Annotated in this window: 14 protein-coding genes and 3 pseudogenes; 9 read left to right on the plus strand and 8 right to left on the minus strand. The window is 68.8% G+C overall.

Annotated features, from left to right (window positions below; translation table 11 throughout):
* Positions 1-120 precede the first annotated feature (120 nt).
* Genes ABT170_RS27875 through ABT170_RS27895 form a run of 5 tightly spaced genes read right to left on the minus strand, consistent with a single transcriptional unit; the run spans position 121 to position 5,219 of the window.
* Positions 121-966: a serine hydrolase gene (locus ABT170_RS27875; protein WP_351871888.1), complete on the minus strand. Its 846-nt coding sequence runs from the start codon at positions 964-966 to the stop codon at positions 121-123.
* Complete coding sequence (locus ABT170_RS27880) at positions 963-2,582, minus strand: N-acyl-D-amino-acid deacylase family protein (protein WP_329941170.1); 1,620 nt, start codon at positions 2,580-2,582, stop codon at positions 963-965. Before ABT170_RS27880 ends, ABT170_RS27875 begins: the two co-directional genes overlap by 4 nt.
* A complete protein-coding gene (locus ABT170_RS27885; protein WP_351871891.1) occupies positions 2,582-3,355 on the minus strand; it encodes an amino acid ABC transporter ATP-binding protein in 774 nt (257 codons plus the stop codon). The genes ABT170_RS27880 and ABT170_RS27885 overlap by 1 nt, the downstream gene beginning before the upstream one ends.
* Positions 3,352-4,326, minus strand: a complete 975-nt coding sequence (locus tag ABT170_RS27890; protein ID WP_351871894.1) for an amino acid ABC transporter permease — start codon at positions 4,324-4,326, stop codon at positions 3,352-3,354. The genes ABT170_RS27885 and ABT170_RS27890 overlap by 4 nt, the downstream gene beginning before the upstream one ends.
* Positions 4,327-4,334: 8 nt before the next feature.
* A complete protein-coding gene (locus ABT170_RS27895; protein WP_329941173.1) occupies positions 4,335-5,219 on the minus strand; it encodes an ABC transporter substrate-binding protein in 885 nt (294 codons plus the stop codon).
* A gap of 719 nt (positions 5,220-5,938) precedes the next feature.
* On the opposite strand from ABT170_RS27895, the pseudogene ABT170_RS27900 reads away from it, so the two are divergent.
* Positions 5,939-6,383: pseudogene (locus tag ABT170_RS27900) on the plus strand (transposase); the annotation flags it as partial.
* 1,211 nt (positions 6,384-7,594) lie between these two features.
* On the plus strand, positions 7,595-8,830 hold the full coding sequence (gene thrS / locus ABT170_RS27905) for a threonine--tRNA ligase (protein WP_351871898.1): 1,236 nt from the start codon (positions 7,595-7,597) through the stop codon (positions 8,828-8,830).
* Positions 8,831-8,841: 11 nt separating this feature from the next.
* On the opposite strand, the pseudogene ABT170_RS27910 reads toward thrS, so the two are convergent.
* Positions 8,842-9,046: pseudogene (locus tag ABT170_RS27910) on the minus strand (site-specific integrase); the annotation flags it as partial.
* Between the two features lie 141 nt (positions 9,047-9,187).
* Here ABT170_RS27910 and ABT170_RS27915 point away from each other — a divergent pair.
* From ABT170_RS27915 to ABT170_RS27925, 3 genes are all read left to right on the plus strand, one after another.
* A complete protein-coding gene (locus ABT170_RS27915) occupies positions 9,188-9,508 on the plus strand; it encodes a hypothetical protein (protein WP_351871900.1) in 321 nt (106 codons plus the stop codon).
* Positions 9,509-9,592: 84 nt separating this feature from the next.
* The gene (locus ABT170_RS27920) at positions 9,593-9,772 is read left to right on the plus strand and encodes a hypothetical protein (RefSeq protein WP_351871903.1); all 180 of its coding nucleotides are present in this window, start codon (positions 9,593-9,595) and stop codon (positions 9,770-9,772) included.
* 187 nt (positions 9,773-9,959) lie between these two features.
* Complete coding sequence (locus ABT170_RS27925) at positions 9,960-11,477, plus strand: hypothetical protein (RefSeq protein WP_329941178.1); 1,518 nt, start codon at positions 9,960-9,962, stop codon at positions 11,475-11,477.
* Positions 11,478-11,680: 203 nt separating this feature from the next.
* Here the strand turns inward: ABT170_RS27925 and ABT170_RS27930 are convergent, their stop codons facing one another.
* Complete coding sequence (locus ABT170_RS27930; RefSeq protein ID WP_351871907.1) at positions 11,681-12,280, minus strand: TetR/AcrR family transcriptional regulator; 600 nt, start codon at positions 12,278-12,280, stop codon at positions 11,681-11,683.
* Between the two features lie 101 nt (positions 12,281-12,381).
* Between ABT170_RS27930 and ABT170_RS27935 the strand changes: the two genes are divergently transcribed.
* From ABT170_RS27935 to ABT170_RS27945, 3 genes and pseudogenes are all read left to right on the plus strand, one after another.
* Positions 12,382-13,296 (plus strand): NmrA/HSCARG family protein, encoded by a 915-nt coding sequence (locus ABT170_RS27935; protein ID WP_329941180.1) that lies wholly within the window; start codon positions 12,382-12,384, stop codon positions 13,294-13,296.
* A gap of 124 nt (positions 13,297-13,420) precedes the next feature.
* The gene (locus ABT170_RS27940) at positions 13,421-13,843 is read left to right on the plus strand and encodes a helix-turn-helix domain-containing protein (RefSeq protein ID WP_351871910.1); all 423 of its coding nucleotides are present in this window, start codon (positions 13,421-13,423) and stop codon (positions 13,841-13,843) included.
* 201 nt (positions 13,844-14,044) lie between these two features.
* A pseudogene (locus ABT170_RS27945) lies at positions 14,045-14,554 on the plus strand (transposase); the annotation flags it as partial.
* Between the two features lie 8 nt (positions 14,555-14,562).
* Here the strand turns inward: ABT170_RS27945 and ABT170_RS27950 are convergent.
* Positions 14,563-15,537 (minus strand): SMI1/KNR4 family protein, encoded by a 975-nt coding sequence (locus ABT170_RS27950; RefSeq protein WP_351871913.1) that lies wholly within the window; start codon positions 15,535-15,537, stop codon positions 14,563-14,565.
* Between the two features lie 907 nt (positions 15,538-16,444).
* Here ABT170_RS27950 and ABT170_RS27955 point away from each other — a divergent pair.
* A complete protein-coding gene (locus tag ABT170_RS27955) occupies positions 16,445-17,155 on the plus strand; it encodes a tectonin domain-containing protein (RefSeq protein ID WP_351871916.1) in 711 nt (236 codons plus the stop codon).
* Positions 17,156-17,410 lie beyond the last annotated feature (255 nt).

The raw sequence follows: 17,410 nt of genomic DNA on the forward strand, positions 1-17,410 counted from the left end.
ATCTCCCGCCGCCCGGGGGGGCCGCCCCGGTGCTCGGCGGGGGTGGGGGGGGGGGTGGGGGGGGGGCCCCGGCCCCCCCCCCCCCCCACCACCGCACCCCGGAGGATGGTGTGCCGTGTCTCAGACGACGGTCCGGCGCCCCGCGCAGGCCGCGAGGGTCCGGCCCACGTCCCGTATGGCATGCACCGCGGCCCGCTCGGTACTCGGGCCCAGCGCCGTGTCCCAGTGCGCCACCACCGCGTACGCCAGTCGGCGCCTGCCGATGATGACACCGGCGTCCGCACGGACCCCGGTGTCGGTGCCGGTCTTGTTGGCCACCAGAAGCCCGTCGCGCGGCGGCTCGGGAAAGCCCGGGTCGTACGGGTCGTGGTCGATCAGTGCGGGGACCAGGCCGTGATCGGTGTTGGCACGCATCCAGCGCAACAGCCGGGCCGAGGCCGCCGGAGCGCTCATGGTGCCGCGCACCGCGTGTGTCACCAGGTGCGCGAGGTCCCGTGCGGTGCCGGTGGCGAAGACGGGCGGCACGTCCGGGCCACGGACGTCGCGGACCTTGTCGTGGAGCGCCAGGTGTTCGAGCCCGAGCTCCTGTGCGAGCCGGGCCGTGGACTCACGCCCCACGAGGCGCAACAGCGCGTTGGTCGCGGTGTTGTCGCTCACCGAGGCGGTCAGCCAGGCCAGGTCCTCGACGGTCCAGTCGCGCCCGCTCAGCCGGCGCAGCAGACCCGTACCGTCCGCCAGGTCCTCGTCGAGGACCTCCACGAACCGGTCGGCGGGCAGCTCCCCGGTGTCCAGCCGGCGAGCGACCTCGGCGAGCAGCAGCAGCTTCGAGGCGGACGCCACCGGCAGTACGGTGCGCTCGTCCACCCCCACCGTGCCGCCGCCGTCGATGTCGACGGCGGCGACGGCCAGGGTGAGCGGCAACGCGGCAGAACGCCGTGCCGCCGCGGCCACTTGGGACAGACTCATCGGACTCTCACCACTTCTCCCGCCCGCGCCGAGGTCGCACGGCCGCCCCTCGCCGCGACCCGGCCCGACACCACGACCGTATCGATGCCCTCGGGTGCCAGCAGCGGGCGGTCGAAGTCGGCGGTGTCGCGGACCGACGCCGGGTCGAGCACGACCAGATCGGCGAAGGCGCCGTCGCGGACCACACCGCGGCCGGTGAGGCCGAACCGCGCGGCGGGCATCCCGGTCATCTTGTGCACCGCGCTCTCCAGCGGAAGCAGTTGCTCGTCACGGGTGTAACGGCCGAGCACCCGGGCGAAACTCCCCGCCCAGCGCGGATGCGGCCGACCGGGTTTGGGGACACCGTCCGAACCGATCATCGACAGCGGGCTGGCGAGGACCCGGCGGACGTCGTCCTCGCGCATGGAATGGCTGATGATGGTCACTTCACCCTGCTCGGCCAGCAGGAGATCGCACGCCTGGTCGACCGGATGGACGCCGCGTTCGGCTGCCAGGTCGGCGATGCTGCGTCCCTCGGTCTCCGGGTGCGTCTGCGCCGCGGCCACCGAGATGAGGTCCCAGCCGCCGTTTCCCACGGTGTTCTCCCATCCCTCGACGCCCTGGGCGATGTCCGTTCTGATCCGGTCGCGCGTCTCGGGCCGGCGCAGCCGTTCCAGCAGGGCTCCGATGCCGCCCTCACTCGCCCATGGGGGCAGCATGGCATGCAGGACGGTGCTTCCGGCCGTGTACGGATAGACGTCGCACAGCACGTCCACGCCTTCGGCGCGGGCCCGTTCCAGCCGGGGCAGGGTACGCAGTGTGGCGCCCCAGGCGTGCCGGCCGGCGGTCTTGTGGTGGGAGATCTGCAGTGGGGCGCCGGAGCGCGCCGCGATCTCCAGGGCCTCCTCCAGGGCGGACTCCACCTGTGACATCTCGTCGCGCAGATGGGTGACGTAGGGCTTGCCGTGGCGGGCGGCGACCCCGGCCAGCGCGACGATCTCGTCGGTGTCGGCGTAGGTGCCGGGAGGGTAGATCAGCCCGGTGGACAGACCGGCCGCCCCCTGGGTCAGTGCCCGGTCCAGCAGTGCGCACATGGTGTCCAGTTCGTCGGGCCGGGGCGGCCGGGCCTCGAAGCCCATCACTCCGGCGCGCAGTGTGCCGTGGCCGACCAGCGAGGCGATGTGGGTGTGGCGCAGAGCGGGGTCCTGTCCGGCGGCGAACGCGTCGAAGTCCACGGCGGGCCGCACCGGTCCGAGTCCGAACGTCACCCTCAGGTGCTCGGCGAGTTCCGGCAGCCGCCCGGGGAGCGACGGGAACAGGCTGGTCCCGCAGTTGCCGCAGATCTCCGTGGTGACGCCCTGGAGCAGCGGAGCCAGACGGAGGCCGTCGATCGGCTCCGTGGCACCGCCGTCTCCGTGGGGCGCCGCGAGGGCGTCGGAGTGCGTGTGTACGTCGATGAAGCCGGGCGTGACGACCCGCCCGGTCACGTCCAGGGTCTCGGCGGCCGAGACGGGGGCACCGGCGGGGAGTACCGCGATCCGCCCGTCCACGACGCCGATGTCGGCTTCCCGGGCGGGTGTGCCGGTTCCGTCGACGAGCGTGCCGCCGCGCAGCAGCAGATCGAGGGGGCGGCCCATCACAGCACCGTCGAGAGGAAGGCCCGCGTACGCTCGTGCCGCGGGTCGGTGAACAACAGGTCGGGACTGTCGGCCTCGACGACGGCGCCCCGGTCCATGAACAGGACCCGGTCGGCGACCTCGCGGGCGAAGCCCATCTCGTGGGTGACCACGACCATCGTCATACCGCTGCGGGCCAGGTCGCGCATGACGCCGAGCACCTCGCCGACGAGTTCGGGATCTAGGGCGGAGGTCGGTTCGTCGAAGAGCATGAGGACCGGTTCCATGGCCAGTGCGCGAGCGATCGCCACCCGCTGCTGCTGCCCGCCGGACAGCTGCTCCGGGTAGTGGTCCGCCCGGTCCGCGAGACCGACGTCGGCCAGCAGCTTGCGGGCCTGCTTCTCGGCCTGTGCACGGGGCCGGCCCTTGACGGCGACCGGGCCCTCCATCACGTTCTGCACCGCTGTGCGGTGCGGGAACAGGTGGAACCGCTGGAACACCATGCCGATCCGCTCGCGTTGCCGACGGACGTCCCGGGCACGCCGCTCGCGCAGCACCCGGCCGGACGGGCCGTGCTGCTCATAGCCGACCAGTTCACCGTCCATCCACACCCGCCCCGCGTCGATCCGCTCAAGGTGGTTGAAGCAGCGCAGCAGTGTGGATTTCCCGGACCCGGAGGGGCCGATGACACAGAGCACTTCACCGCTGCGGACATCGAGGTCGATGCCCTTCAGCACCTCGGTGTCACCGAACCTCTTGCGTACCCCGCGGGCCCTGAGGATCACGTCGTTCATGCCGCCGCTCCCTTCTTGGTGCGTCCGGGAAGGAGATTGGCCAGAATCCTGCTCCGCAGCACGGGAGCGGCGCCGGGGCTGTAGCGGCGCTCGACGGCGTGCTGGCCGATGGTGGCGATGGTGGTGAGCACGAGGTACCAGATCGAGGCCACCAGGAGCAGCGCGACCACTTCGAAGTTGGCGAGGTAGAGGTGCTGGGACACGGTCATCAGATCGGCTCCGGCGATGACGGAGACCAGCGAGGTCGTCTTGAGCATGGAGATGAACTGATTGCCGAACGGCGGAATGATGACCCGCATCGCCTGCGGAAGGATGATCCGGGACAGGATCCGGCGGTTCGACATCCCGATGGAGGCGCCGGCCTCGCGCTGGCCGGGATCCACGCTCTGGATTCCGGCTCGCACGATCTCTGCCATGTAGGCGCCCTCGTTGATGGAGAGACCGAGAAGGGCGGCCACGAATCCGGTGATGACCTGGTTGGACTGCCAGCTGATGAGTTTGGGGCCGTCGAACGGGATTCCGATGCTGATCACCGGGAACAGCAGGGCCAGGTTGAACCAGAAGATGAGCTGGACCAGCAGCGGGGTACCCCGGAAGAACCAGGTGTAGGCACCGGCGGTGAGACGCAGGACCGGGCTGTCGGACAGTTGCATCACCGCGACGACGATCCCGATGGCGATGCCGAGGATCATCGAGATGAGGGTGAGCTGAATGGTCACCCCGAGGCCTTTGAGGATCACACCATCGAACTGGTACTTGGCGACGATGTCCCAGTGAAGATTGGGGTTGACGATGATGGTGTAGGCGAGCCACACGGCGAACAGCGCGGCGGCGAGAACCGCGAGCCAGCGCCCGGGGCGAGGCCGTTTGGTCACCTGGAGGGAGAGGTCGTCCTTCTGCGGCGTCCCGTCTGCGGGGATGGCTTCCGGCCCCCCGCCGGGAGCGATACCGGGTATTTTCTGGTGGCTCATTTCCGTTCTCACTGCCCGTCGTTGACGGTGGCCTCGGGTACGGCGCTGTCGCCGACTCCCCAGGTGTCGAGGATCTTCTTGTAGCCGCCGTTGTCGATGAGTTCCTGCAGGGCCTTGCGCACGGCGTCGCGCAGTCCGCTCTGGCTCTTCGCGGACGCGATGCCCCAGGGCGCGGTGCCGTACTGCTCCGGCAGGACCTCGTACGAGCTGCTCTTCTTCGTGAACATCTTGGCGACGGGATAGTCGACGATGGTCGCGACCGCGCGCCCACTGTCCAGTTGCAGCAGCCCGGTCGGTGCGTCCTCGCTCTGCGAGATCCGCATCTTCTCCTGGCATTTGGCGTTCTGTTCCTCGCCGATGTGGAGGTTGGAGCTGCCCTTGGCGAGGACGACGGTCTTTCCGCAGAGGTCCGCGAGCGACTTGATGCCCTGCGGGTTGCCCTGCTTCGTCATGATGACGCCGCCGGTGCGGAAGTAGTCGACGAAGTCGACCGCCTGGCGCCGCTGGGCGCTGTCGGTCATGGACGACATGACCAGGTCGAACCGTCCGGACTCCAGTCCCGGGATCAGCCCGTCGAAGGCGGCGTTGGTGAGTTCGAGCTTCAGCTTGAGCCGCCCGGCAAGGGCCTTGGCCAGGTCGGGGTCGACGCCGGTGAGCCGGGTGGTGCCGGGCTCGTACATCTCCATCGGCGGATAGCCGACCGCGGTGGCCACCCGAAGCACACCCTTCTGCCGGTACTCGGCCGGCAGAAGCTCGGCCGCGGTCCGGCCGGCGGCGGCCTGCGACTCGGCCCCGGACGGGGCGTCGCCCTGGCCGGAACGCCCGCAGGCGGTGGCCGAGAGGACCACCACGGCCAGGGCTGCCAGACAGCGCAGAGAACGGGAATGATTCATCAGATTTCTCCCTCACGGGTGCGGTGCGCCGATGCTGGCAGTCGCACACGGTGAATGGAAGATGATGAAGCTATTCATGCCTCACCATCGAAATTTGTACGGGTCCGGTCCGCTCCCGGGCCACGCGCCGGAGCCAACGGACGGTGCACGGAGCGGGTGAGCGGTGCATGCTCGTCCGGGTTGACGGCTTCCCGTCCGGGTCGTGCGATGCTGCTCCGGCCTCCCGACACCATCCCGCGCTGCCCCACCACCAGGACCACGAGCAGCACGACCACGAGCAGCAGCTGTCTTCAGGGGCTGCAGCAGGCGGTGGTCTACAGCACCGTCCCGGCCAGTGCCCGGCGGTCGCCGGTCAGGGCTTAGCGGCGAGCGGCGAGCGGCGAGCGGCGAGCGGCGAGGGCATTGTCGAGAGTGTCCCCGAGCTGGTGCGAGCACGCGGCCGGGTCGTCGACGACGGCGCGCAGCGCGGCGACGGTCGGATCCGCCGGCGGTTCGACGGGCGCCGTGGGCCGGTTCGGTGTGCACGTCGCGTACGGCCTGGCGGACCATGGCGCGCACGGTCGGCTCATCGAGGGCCTCAAGGCCGCTGTGGGCGAGTGCGGTGAGGCGGCGGCGATCAGGTCCGTTCGGCCCCTTCGCTCCTGTCTGATCCCCACACGCCCCCGCTCGCGCCCGTTTGCACCCTGTAGCGGAATGGCGGCCATCGGTACTACCGAGACATGCCTCGCAGACCGCGGCCGTACCCGAGCGACCTGTCCGATGCTCGTCGGGAACTGCTGAATCCAACCCTGACCGCCTGGCAAGCAGAGCGCAGGGGGAAGGGCCTGGACATCGGGCGGCCAGCCCCCGACACGACCTGCGCCGGATCATGGACGCCATCCTCCATGTCGACCGGCCCGGAATTCCGTGGCGGCACCTGCCGCACGACTTCGCCCCGTGGGAAACCGTCTACGACACTTCGCCGCGCGGCAGAGGGAGGGCGTCTTCGACCAACTCAACAGTCTCCTGCGCCGGCTGGTCCGAAAGGCCGAAGGCCGCGACGTCGAGCCCACTGCCTGCGTCCTCGATGCCCAGAGCGTCAAGACCTCGGCCGAGGTTCCCGCGGCCGGACAGGGCATCGAAGCGGGCACCAAGATCTCGGGCCGCAACCGTCACCTCGCCCTGACCCAGGTCAGCAGCCGGGTCGAAGAATCGTCGGCCGGCCACCCGCCATGACGTAGGCAGAGTCCTTGAACCGGCGAGGCCTTCAGTCGACCCTCCCACCACAAGGCACGCACCAAGCCACGGCGAACACCCCAGGAACAACCACAGCTGACGCCGTAAGTACGGGTACTCATGCGTGAGTTGTAAGCGCCATCTACCTTCGCGAGGTGCCCACAAATCCAACACAGCCGTCATCCGCTGGTAGCAGGAGTGGCCGGTGCTGCTGCCTGGTGTTCGCTGGCCTGCCCCTCGTCTGGTTGATCGCCACCCCCTTCCTACCGGAACAGGTGTTCTGGTTCCCGTTCTGGTTGGGGGCTGTGATTTGGAGCGGAACGGACGGCCAAGGCGGCATCAGCCACTTGCTCGGCTAACAGCAGGCACGGATCAGAACGATCGACGTAACTCTGAACGTCAAATCACAAGCTGAGAGCAGTTGGTGGCACCTGGGGCGACCTTCGATTGTCATCGCTCTCCGGCGGTCTGCGGCACCCGCAGCTGCGACCGAGCAGCAGATACAGCAGCGCCCCGGACCGCCGATCGGTTCCGGGGCGGAGCGCTGCTGCTTGATCAGGGTTCGATGTACGCCACGATCGTGATCGTCTCAAGGCGGTGAGGTAGTAGATCACGCGGACTCCGTCGACCTCGTCCGCGTCGATTTCGCCCCGTTCCGGGCCCGCCACTGCTTCGGTGCGCGTCACGCCCCGCGCGCCGCCGCACCGCGGACCGGCCGAACCTTCGCGTAGTCGATCGAGTTGCGAGGGGCGCGGGCGTCGGGGACACGGCCACGGCGCGGACGCCACCCGTCGGACGTGTTCATCAGGACTCGCCCCTCAACCGGAATCGGAAATCGCGGCCCGTCCTGGATTGCTCTTCGGCGAGCCGGTCACCAGATCTAAAGCAGTCGCGAATCTGCGAATGGCACCTCCAGGCCCACACGTCCACCACCGCCTGGTTGGCCCCACTACCCCGCCGCCCGGACATGACGAGGAATGACCGTGTGGACATCGCTGCGTCCTGCTAACGTCTCCGACATGAAGCGCGCTGCAATGACGACGACGCCGGAGAGTGTCCCGGCGCGCTGACAGACGATCTGATCCGAAGCCCCGGGGCAAGTGCCCCGGGGCTTCGTCGTAGGCCCGGTCACTTGCTCCGCACCCTGCAAGGAGACCGCGATGACCACCAAGCACGACCACCGCAAACTGGGCCGTGAACTGGGCCTGTTCGACACCGATCCGCTGATCGGCGCCGGCCTGCCGTACTGGCTGCCCGACGGGGCGACCGTACGGCACACCCTGGAGGAGTACATCCGCACCGCCGAGCGGCGGGCGGGCTACCAGCACGTGTACTCACCGGTGCTCGGCAAGCGGGAGCTGTACGAGATCTCGGGGCACTGGGCGCACTACAGCGACGACATGTTCCCCCCGATGGACCTCGGCGGGGAGCAGGTCGTCCTGCGGCCGAGCCTGTGCCCTCATCACGCGGTGATCTACCGATCCCGTTCCCACAGCTACCGCGAATTGCCCCTGCGCATGGCGGAACTGGGCGGCATGTACCGCTCCGAGCTCTCGGGCGTGCTCGGCGGGCTGACCCGGGTGCGGGCCATCCAGCTCAATGACGCACACATCTTCTGCACCCTGGACCAGGTCGCCGAGGAGGCGCAGGCGGCGCTGGAGATGATCCGCCGGGCGTACGAGGCGCTCGGCATCACCCCGACCCGTTACCGGCTCTCCCTCCCGGGCCCCGGCGGCAAGTACGTTGCCGCACCCGAGAAGTGGCAACGCTCGACCGCGCTGCTGACCGATGTCCTCGACCGCTCCGGTCTGCCCTACGAGGCGTCCGAGGGAGAGGCCGCGTTCTACGGTCCCAAGATCGACGTCCAGGTCACCGACGGCGCCGGCCGGGAGTCCACCCTGTCCACCGTCCAGGTCGATTTCCACCAGCCCGAACAGTTCGACCTGCACTACATCGGCGCGGACGGCGCCAAACACCGTCCGGTCATGGTCCACCGCAGCATCATCGGCAGCGTGGAGCGAGCCGTCGCCCATCTCATCGAACAGCACGGCGGCGCTTTCCCCGCCTGGCTCGCCCCCACTCAGCTGGTGATCCTCCCGATCTCCGACACCGAACTGCCGAACGCCGCAGCCCTCGCCCAACGCTGCGCCCGCCTCGGACTGCGTACCCAGATCGCGGGACCCGACCGCGGCAGCCTGGGCGCCCGAATCCGAGAGGCCCGCCTGGTTCCCTACCAAGCCGTCATCGGCGCCAAAGAGGCCGCTGACGATCACGCCGCACTGCGCTTGCGAGACGGACGCCGACTCGACCCGCAGCCGGTCAGTGACGTACTGACCCGCATCAGCGCTCTCATCGGGACCCACAGCACCGATCTGTGGGCCGACGCCACCTCATAGCAGCGTCGTGATCAGCGCCTGCTGTCGCCCGGCGCGAGGAGGTTGGCGATCTCCGCGATGGCGTCGGGCGAGGCTTGAAGTGACGGCGGACGTTTTCCGGCTTCTTGTGTCTCGACTCAGCCATCAGCATCAGCAGGCTGTTCGGGCCTCGCCAAGCTGTGCGAGGCCCGAGAGACGATATTCATGTCGCCCGTCCCTGCCCCTGCCTCTGCCTCTGCCTCTGCCCCTGCCCCTGCCCCTGCCCGAGCAGTGGGCTCATCACCAAGGGCGCGAGTCTCGGGTGGCCGAATAGCGCACGTCTGAAGTACCACCTCTTCACCAGTAGGACGGCGGCGTCCAGGCCGCGGAGTACGGGGTGTGGTGCGCGCCCCCGAAGCATGTACGGCCGATCGACGGCAGCTCCTACGACGCTGTGCCCACCGAGCGTCTGCCACCGCCGCCGTCGGTGCGCGAGGCGCTGGGTCCTCGCCGCCCCTCGGGCTGGGTGCTGCAGAAGGTGGGCGGCGGCTGCGGGCCGGCCACCTGCTGTGGGAGGGCCCGGCGGAGCGCGGCCGCGCGTTCCTGCTGACCCTGCTCGACTTCGCGGGTGGTGCCGACCGCGCCCGGATCGTCGGCCGTACGGACGCGCAGAGCGGACTGGTGGGCTTCGGGCACGCGGCTGAGCTGCTGAGCTGCTGAGCCGGGAACGGGTCGCGAACGGGCAGACCATGGCCGCCGTGCGGGAGCCGCTCCCCCCGGGCCGGCGCTGCGACCGCCCCGCTCATGCGCTGGTCCGACCCATCCATCGTCACTGCCACCGGGCAGCTGCTCACCGCTCTGGCCGACGTGGAGGACACCGCGCGTCTGGAGGCCGCCCTGGAGGCATTCGGCCGGACCGTCAATGCGGCCACTACGCCACGGCTGTCCTGGTGGGCACGTCGCCGTGCCACGCGGGCAAGCTGACCGGTGACCGGCCTTTCTCAGGATGCGGAACGCCGCGTCCCCGGCAGCTGGAATGTCAGTGTGCCTGAGCGCTTCAGTTGGCGGACTTCGCCAAGTACCGCGCCGTGGGCATTGCCGGGTGCCACCAGCAACCTCGTGGCGTCAAAACCCTGAGCCGATCGGTCACGTTCCAGGCAGGATGCCCTCTGTGAACCATCTTCTGTGCGGGCTCGCCGCCAATGCGGCCCTGTCGTCCGAGCTGGTCAACCGGCTGATCGCGGTTGCTGACGCCGACATCGCTGTGCATCTCGCCGGTCGGGCAGACCTCAGCCATGCGCAGGCGGTCGCGTTGGTCTCGCGTGTCAGGGTGAGCGCTGTGCAGCTTGCGCACGAGGGCCTGCTGACCGCCGCCGACGTCGATCCTGCGGCACAGCCGTACGCCGCCCTCGCCCTGCTCCATGAGCGCGCCGGCAGCCCGGAGTGGGCGCGCCTCCTCGCTGCAGATCCTGTCGTTGAGCGCCGGGAGAAGCTGGCTGCCTGCTCCGGCCTCCCGGCCGATGTGGTGGAGGCACTCGCCGCAGACTCGGACGTACGGGTCGTCGCGGAACTCGCGTTGTGGACCACACGGGAAGTGGCAGCCAGGCTGGCGGAGCACCCGCATGCCGAAGTCCGCCGCGCGGTGGCGGTCAACGAGGCGACGCCCCCGGACGTACTGGCTGCGCTCATCACCGGCGAGGGACTGCCTCCCGCGCAGCGGTGCCTGGTCTGCGACCGTGAAGCAACGCCGTTCGTGCACGATCTGCAATGCCCGCGACTCGACTGCGAACTGCTGCCGGGCGCCTCCTGTGACGGGTCTCACGAGAGCACCATGCACGATACGCGCGAGGCGGCACTGCGGAACCCGTCGACACCCACCGAAGCCGTCGTCGGCTTCGCGGACCATCCTTCAGTGCTCTTGCGCTGGGTGCTCGCCTCCCGCCCCGACCTGCCCTCAGACGTGTACAGGCGGCTGGCCGCAGACCCCACTCCTGGCGTCCGAGCCGACCTCGCCGAAAATCCCGCGATCGACGACGCCCTGATCCGCACACTGGCCGGCGACCATGGCCGCGACGTGCAGCGCAGGCTCGCACACAACCCACGCGTGCCACTCGACATACTCACCCACCTCGCCGGCGCTACCAGGATCGGCGCCGCCCTGCTGCCACGGATCGCCGCCGCATCTCCCTCCGAGGTTCAGGAACTGGCCCATTCGGCGAACCCGGCCGCGCGCATGCTCCTGGCCCAACGACGCGATCTGCCACCGGAGATCCGTGACGCGCTGGCCACCGACCCCGACGCCAAAGTGGTCAAGTCCATCGCTCCGCACCCGGGCCTCGCCGAAACACAGTTGCGCGCCATGGTCGACCGGCACGGAGTCCGGGTCCTCGCCAAGGTCGCGGCCAACCCGGACGCGAGTCCGGTGCTACTGGAGGAACTGACCCGGCACGAACCATCAGTGCAGAAGGTGTTCCGCGAGGTCGCCCGGCACCGAAACGCTACGGCTCAAGCTCTGCTCGACTGCTTGGCGGACAAACAGGCCAAGCCCATAGCCGCCGGCCATCCGGCACTCCCCCCACCGGTCATCGTGGAGCTGCTCACCGACGCCGACTGGCAGGTGGGGGAAGCGGCCGCTGCCAACCCGTCGCTGCCGCTTGCCGTGATGTCGGATCTCGTTCCCCACCTGTAGTGCCCGCCGAGCGAAGCCCTCAGCCTCGCCAGCGCAAGGGCTGACCCGCCACCGAAAGCGCTCAGTCGCACCTGAGCCGAAGCCAAGTATTTCTCACCGGCGACGCCGGATGAGCTGGCGGAGAGGGCCGGCCGAGGCAGCTTGGTCGTCACCGATCAGGCATCCCACTTGTCACACGCGCTCATTCGGCAGACTTCCTGTCACTAGTGCCGAAGATCCGGACTCCCCGGGCACCCCGGCTGTGCCCGCTCAGGGCTGAGCCCTTCCACAGCGAGGCGGAAGAGGCGGCCGGCCTGGGTATCGGGGTCTGTGTGGTGCTCGGTGGCCAAAGCGATGCCGACGGAGAGGGTCAGCAGGTCGTGAAAGGTGACGTGCGGTGCAACCGCCTTGTCGCGAATGGCCCGCTGGAGCAGGGGAGTTCCGGCCGCTTCGATTCTGCTGGCACAGCTGTTCGGGGAGGGTTTTTCGGTGGGGGGCTCGTAGCTGAGGATATGGGCGAATCCACGGGCTGAGACGGCGTAGAGGACGAAGGCGTGGAGCCACTCCAGGAGTGCGGTGCGGCCGTCCTCGGTCGCGCTCAGCCGGCGGGCGCGCTCGCACAGGCCCTCGATGCGCTCCTGAAAGACCGCTTCGAGAAGGGCACGGCGAGTGGGGAAGTGACGGCGCACGGTCGCCGAACCGACGCCTGCGGTGCGGGCGATCTGCTCCTGGGATGCCTCGGCGCCGTGCGCGGCGACCTCGGCTTCGGCGACGGCGAGGATGCGCTGATAGTTGCGTCGGGCGTCCGAGCGCTGACCGGTCATGATCTCCTCATTGCTAAACGGCGGACCCCGCCATATCTTAGCGGCAGCCAAAGCGGCGGGCCCCGCCGTTTTGCTTTTCCGATCCGCGAGGAGCGGCAACCATGCCCAGCAGCAGCGATATCGTCCTGGTCACCGGCGCCACCGGTCAGCAGGGCGGCGCCACGGCTCGCGCACTTCTGGCCGCCGAGGTGTCCGTGCGTGCGCTCGTACGCGATCCCTGGTCGAAACCTGCCCAGGCGATCGGGGCGCTGGGCGCCGAACTGGTGCGGGCGGATCTCTCCGACCGGGCCTCCCTCGGCCCGGCGGTCGAGGGGGTCAGCGCGGTGTTCTCGGTGCAGATGCCGCCCATGACCGAGACCAGCGTGGACTTCGCGAGCGAACTCGCCCAGGCCACCAACCTGGTGGACGCGGCGAAGGCCGGAGGAGTACGGCAGTTCGTACAGTCCTCGACCAGCGGCGTCGGTGAACACACCCGGGTCGCCGGCTGGGCCGAGGGCCGCTGGGCGGCGATGGCGGACTACTTCCACACCAAGCAGGCGATCATGGAGGCGGTCCGTGGTGCCGGTTTTGCCCGCTGGACGGTGATCAAGCCCGCCTTCTTCATGGAGAACCTGCCCCTACTGGCGCCCAAGGGGCCCGGCGGCGGACTGCTGACGGTACTGAAGCCGGACACCGAACTGGCCCTCGTGGCCGTACGGGACATCGGCACGGCCGCGGCACACGCCCTCCGAGACCCCGACCGGTTCCACCAAGTGGAACTGGAACTGGCCGGCGACCTGCGCACGATGGAACAGATCGCGCAGACCTTGTCCGCAGTCTGGGGCGTGCCCGTGACCGCGCCCTCCATGAACATGGAAGAGGCCCTCGACGCGGGCATGCCGAAGTGGGGAGCCGGACACGAGTGGAACAACGTGGTCCTCCAGCCCGCCCGGCCCGCATTCGCCAAGGAGTTGGGCATCCCGCTCACTACCTTCGCCGAGTGGGCGGATGAGCAGTTGACACCTGTGTCCGGCTAACGAGCTCGTACATGGTTGGCGGTGGCGCGTCGGGGCCTTGATCGTTGATCATGGTCCGTGTGGCGGGGAACCGGACACGTGCAGCGATCACCCGATGCCGGCGGATCACGGGCCTCACGCCGACATGATTACTGAACTCGTCGCCGAGGTTGGCCCGTTGTGGCACGAGCGACACCAGGCCGCCCTGACCGCACGGCCCCGGCGGCGAGCTGTGGGCGCCGGAGCAAAGCACAAACCGGTCCTCGTCGAAAGCCTGTTGTCGACCCTCGTCCATCTCCGCCACGGCGCAACCCACGATGTACTGGCCCGATGGTTCGGTGTCGACCGCTCCACCATCACACGCGCAACCAGTGAACTACGCCCCCTGCCGGCCCAGCGGGACCGCACCCCCACACCCATATCCGACCGCGCCCGCTCGCCGAGGTCATCGACCACCTCGGACACCGCACCTACGCAGGCCCCACTCGGACATCGAAGTCAAGGCCGCCGGTCTCCACCCTGGGCCCGGCATCGCCCCGATACTCGTGGATCTCTCCGACGCGGCTGACAAGGGGTGGGTCGCCAGCAGCTCGGCCCGGCGCAACCGGCTTTTGACAGCAGTCCGGCTCGATGTGTGGGTTCTCCAACGCCAAGAGCAAATCGATCGACAGCTCTGTGCGTCGTCGGCGACGATGCGGTACCGCTGATCGCCTCATCCAGGAGCATGCCGTGTCGTCCAGGAGCGCAGACATCGACTTCGCGTTCGCGCGCGATCACCAAGGCTCCCGGCGGGAGTGCAGCAGCCGGGCGTTCGCCGGTCGACTGCGGCAGACAGGGTCTGAAACGCTTCGGTATGACGGATGGTTACGACATCCAGCTGGGCCGTGTTCTGGCCGGAGCCAATCGCCGCGACTCCCCGCTGCTCGCCCCGACCCTGGACCTGCTGGAGATCTCGGCCCCCCTGCCCGAAGGCATCACCGTGCACCTGGACGCCGGCCACGACTCCGACAAGACCCGCGCCCTGCTTGCCGAACGCGGGCTGCACGGCCGAATCGCGCACAGGGGCGAGAAGGCGCCGATCCAGGCAGGCCAGAGGTGGCACGTGGAGCGTACCCACGCCTGGCAGAACGCCTTCCAGCGCCTCGCCCGCCGCTACGAGCGGACCGCTGTCATCAACGCGCTCTTCGATCTCGCCGACACCGTCATCACCGTACGCAGCCTGATCCACCAGGCATGGACCACCCACCGCTGGGACGGACGCCCGCACCGCCGCCCATGAACCAATGGCTACCCGGGCACGATCGATCCGTCCGGCCGAATCCTGGTCCACGGACCGGTATCGCTGGTGCCCTTCGAGGCCACGATGACCTCGGCGACGCCATCGCGGAATGGCCGAACGGCCCTGAACTCGGCGCCGTACGGGATCCGCCAGGTGCCCGACCCGTCCATCAGCCCGTACACGCCGTGACCGCCCCCGTTGAAGCCACGGCCCACCCAGAACAGGTCAAGGTCTTCGGCGGTGTACGCGGCCTGGTCGTACGAGCCGCCCAGCGAGTATCCGAGCAGGCCGTAAGAATCATCCGGGTCAACGCCGGCCATGCGCGGCTCGTCAACAGCCTTGTCGTAAGCCATTCGCAGTTCGGCCACCTTCGCATCGTCGAACTCGGCGATGTGCTGCTCGTGCCGGCCCAGCTCCGCGTTGAGCCATTCGGTGAACGTACCCGCCACGTCCTCGGGCGCACCGTCATAACCGATCCACACGGCGATCTTGTCCTCGTCCCCGGCTGGACCGAACGAGTAGCCCTCGTAATCGGGCAAGGCCCAGCTGGCGAAGAGCGCGTGCAGACACCGGGTTGGCTGGCCCTTGACAGGACGGGGGAAAGCGAAGTCGGAATCGCATGGATCGACCGACTGTTTGGGACCGCATTGACTGACCGACAGTGCGGCCATGGCCTCAGGGGGAAGAAACGCGAACCCTTCGATATCGCCGCCGTAGTTGAGCACGGGATAGCCGACCTCCGCCACGAAGGCACGGTAGTCGGCGGGCAACAGGTGTTCCAGGTCCGCCCCCTGCGGGTGCTCCACGCTACGTACGTAGCGAAGCTGTGCCGGCGTGTAACACAACCCCCACCCGAGCCCCCTGCCGACAAGTAGCCTCTCGAACTCCCTCCAACGGGCCACCGCATTCATGGCACCGCCAGCCGACTCATCCGCCATGCGGGCATCAGCCTCCAGGCTGTCACCACCCAGATCATCAGTCATGACCGGCACAGTAACCGCACGCACTGACAGGTGACGTCCACGAGTCAGTGCAGCAGCGAATCTGCGTAGTGGAGCACGTAGCCGAAGCCTGCCATCCAGCACACACAGGCCGGCCAGGCCCTACGGTGCAACTCTCATCCACGACGCCAGCCTCGGGAAACTACTGCCCGGCCTCCAGGATGCCGCCGGAGACGGCCGCCGCCCGGCTGACCGCGGTGCTCGGCGTGACAGTGACAGAGCGTCGCGATCCCGAAAACGGCGGGGCTGTATCTGGAGCCCACCCCGCCCTTCCCAGCCACGCCAAATCCGCGCAGCCTGCAAGGCGGGCTGGAGAGGGTCTTACCCTTCGCACCCACCTCGGGTGTCCGCCGGCGTTCGCGGGCCGGGCTCCTCCACCGGGCCGAACCACATCTTCGCGACGTCGTGATGCTCGCCGTGCAGCGGTCCGGTTGCCCGGCGCGCCGAGACCCGGGGCGGACCGTGTCTCCTCAGCCTGGCTACCCGGCAGTGACCCGGCGGCGCCGGGCGGAGCGGTCGTCGTTCCGGCGGCGGGTTCGGCCGGACCGTCCGCCGTGTCAACAGAGCTCGGCACCTCGTCCCGTAAAGCCGCATCCGTCCGCAACAGGCTCAAGGCAAGGGCATCGTCCGTCCCCACACCTGCCGCGCACGGCCGTTCCGGTCGGAGGCATGGACCGGGATTCGTGTCGATACTCCCTGGGCGGGACAGCTTTTCCGGCCGAAATGCTCCCGGTCCGGCCGTTGGCAGCTCCACGCCGCAAAAGGTTGGCCATTCAAACGTTGATCCCCTGGCCTGTTTCGTACGGGAACAGAAGTTCACCCGTCTTATCAGCTCGTCCCACCGCCGAGAATGGCGGCCGGTATCAGTTCGAGGAAGGGTGATTTCGGCATGGCGGACTGGGTGAAGGTCGCGGGGAGTCTCACGGCGATTTCGGCGGGGTCCAGGACAACGGTGTGGGGTGTGAACGCGGCGAACGCCATCTACCGCTACACCAACTACGACGGCAGCCCCTGGATCAACATCCCGGGATCACTGAGCGACATCGGGGCCGCGGCGGACGGCACCGTGTGGGGCGTCAACGCGGGTAACCAGATCTACCGGTACACCGGGGACCAGGGCACGACGAACTGGGTGGGCATCAACGGGAGCCTGGTCCGCATCGACACGGGCTCCCGGACGAACGTGTGGGGCGTCGACTCCGCCGGCGGAATCTACCGGTACACCAACAACGACGCCAACCCGTGGATCAAGATCCCCGGATCGCTGAGCGACATCGGGGCCGCGGCGGACGGCACCGTGTGGGGCGTCAACAGTGGCAACCGCATCTACCGGTACACCGGCGACCAGGACCCTTCGGACCTCTGGGCGGACGTCCCCGGCAGCCTCAAGCGGATCGCGGTGGGCTCCCGGACCAACGTATGGGGCGTCGACCCGGCCGGCAGCATCTACCGATACACCAACAACGACGCCAGTGGCACCAACCCGTGGATCAGGATTCCCGGCACCGCCACCGATATCGCCGCAGGTGCCGACGGCACCGTATGGCACATCAACAGCGCAGGAGACATCTACCGGTACACCGGCGACCAGCCGAGCTGATCCCTGCTCCCGTAACGAATACGGGCCCCGGCGCGACTCCCAGAGCCAGCGCAAGGCCCCTGGCGGGGTCTGGTGTGGACCTCACGTCGTGTCACACACAGACCCCGGGCGTCATCTTCCGTTCTAGTGGTCGTCGCAACACCCCATTTCAAGGGGTGCGATGGACTTCAAGGTCCGGAGCACTGGAAAGCCCAGGGACGCGGGAGGCTGATCCGTGAGCGGGAAGAAATCTTTCGGCTTGTGGATCAAGGAGTC

Source organism: Streptomyces sp. NPDC001787, assembly GCF_040297465.1.
Taxonomy (GTDB): Bacteria; Actinomycetota; Actinomycetes; order Streptomycetales; family Streptomycetaceae; genus Streptomyces.

Bases quoted from the DNA above. Each gene is read 5' to 3' on its own strand.
- ABT170_RS27880 (WP_329941170.1), bottom strand. From the start codon at position 2,582: ATGGGCCGCCCCCTCGATCTGCTGCTGCGCGGCGGCACGCTCGTCGAC.
- ABT170_RS27935 (WP_329941180.1), top strand. From the start codon at position 12,382: ATGCCCAGCAGCAGCGATATCGTCCTGGTCACCGGCGCCACCGGTCAG.
- thrS (WP_351871898.1), top strand. From the start codon at position 7,595: ATGACCACCAAGCACGACCACCGCAAACTGGGCCGTGAACTGGGCCTG.
- ABT170_RS27950 (WP_351871913.1), bottom strand. From the start codon at position 15,537: ATGACTGATGATCTGGGTGGTGACAGCCTGGAGGCTGATGCCCGCATG.
- ABT170_RS27955 (WP_351871916.1), top strand. From the start codon at position 16,445: ATGGCGGACTGGGTGAAGGTCGCGGGGAGTCTCACGGCGATTTCGGCG.
- ABT170_RS27885 (WP_351871891.1), bottom strand. From the start codon at position 3,355: ATGAACGACGTGATCCTCAGGGCCCGCGGGGTACGCAAGAGGTTCGGT.
- ABT170_RS27875 (WP_351871888.1), bottom strand. From the start codon at position 966: ATGAGTCTGTCCCAAGTGGCCGCGGCGGCACGGCGTTCTGCCGCGTTG.
- ABT170_RS27920 (WP_351871903.1), top strand. From the start codon at position 9,593: ATGCGCTGGTCCGACCCATCCATCGTCACTGCCACCGGGCAGCTGCTC.
- ABT170_RS27940 (WP_351871910.1), top strand. From the start codon at position 13,421: ATGATTACTGAACTCGTCGCCGAGGTTGGCCCGTTGTGGCACGAGCGA.
- ABT170_RS27890 (WP_351871894.1), bottom strand. From the start codon at position 4,326: ATGAGCCACCAGAAAATACCCGGTATCGCTCCCGGCGGGGGGCCGGAA.
- ABT170_RS27895 (WP_329941173.1), bottom strand. From the start codon at position 5,219: ATGAATCATTCCCGTTCTCTGCGCTGTCTGGCAGCCCTGGCCGTGGTG.
- ABT170_RS27930 (WP_351871907.1), bottom strand. From the start codon at position 12,280: ATGACCGGTCAGCGCTCGGACGCCCGACGCAACTATCAGCGCATCCTC.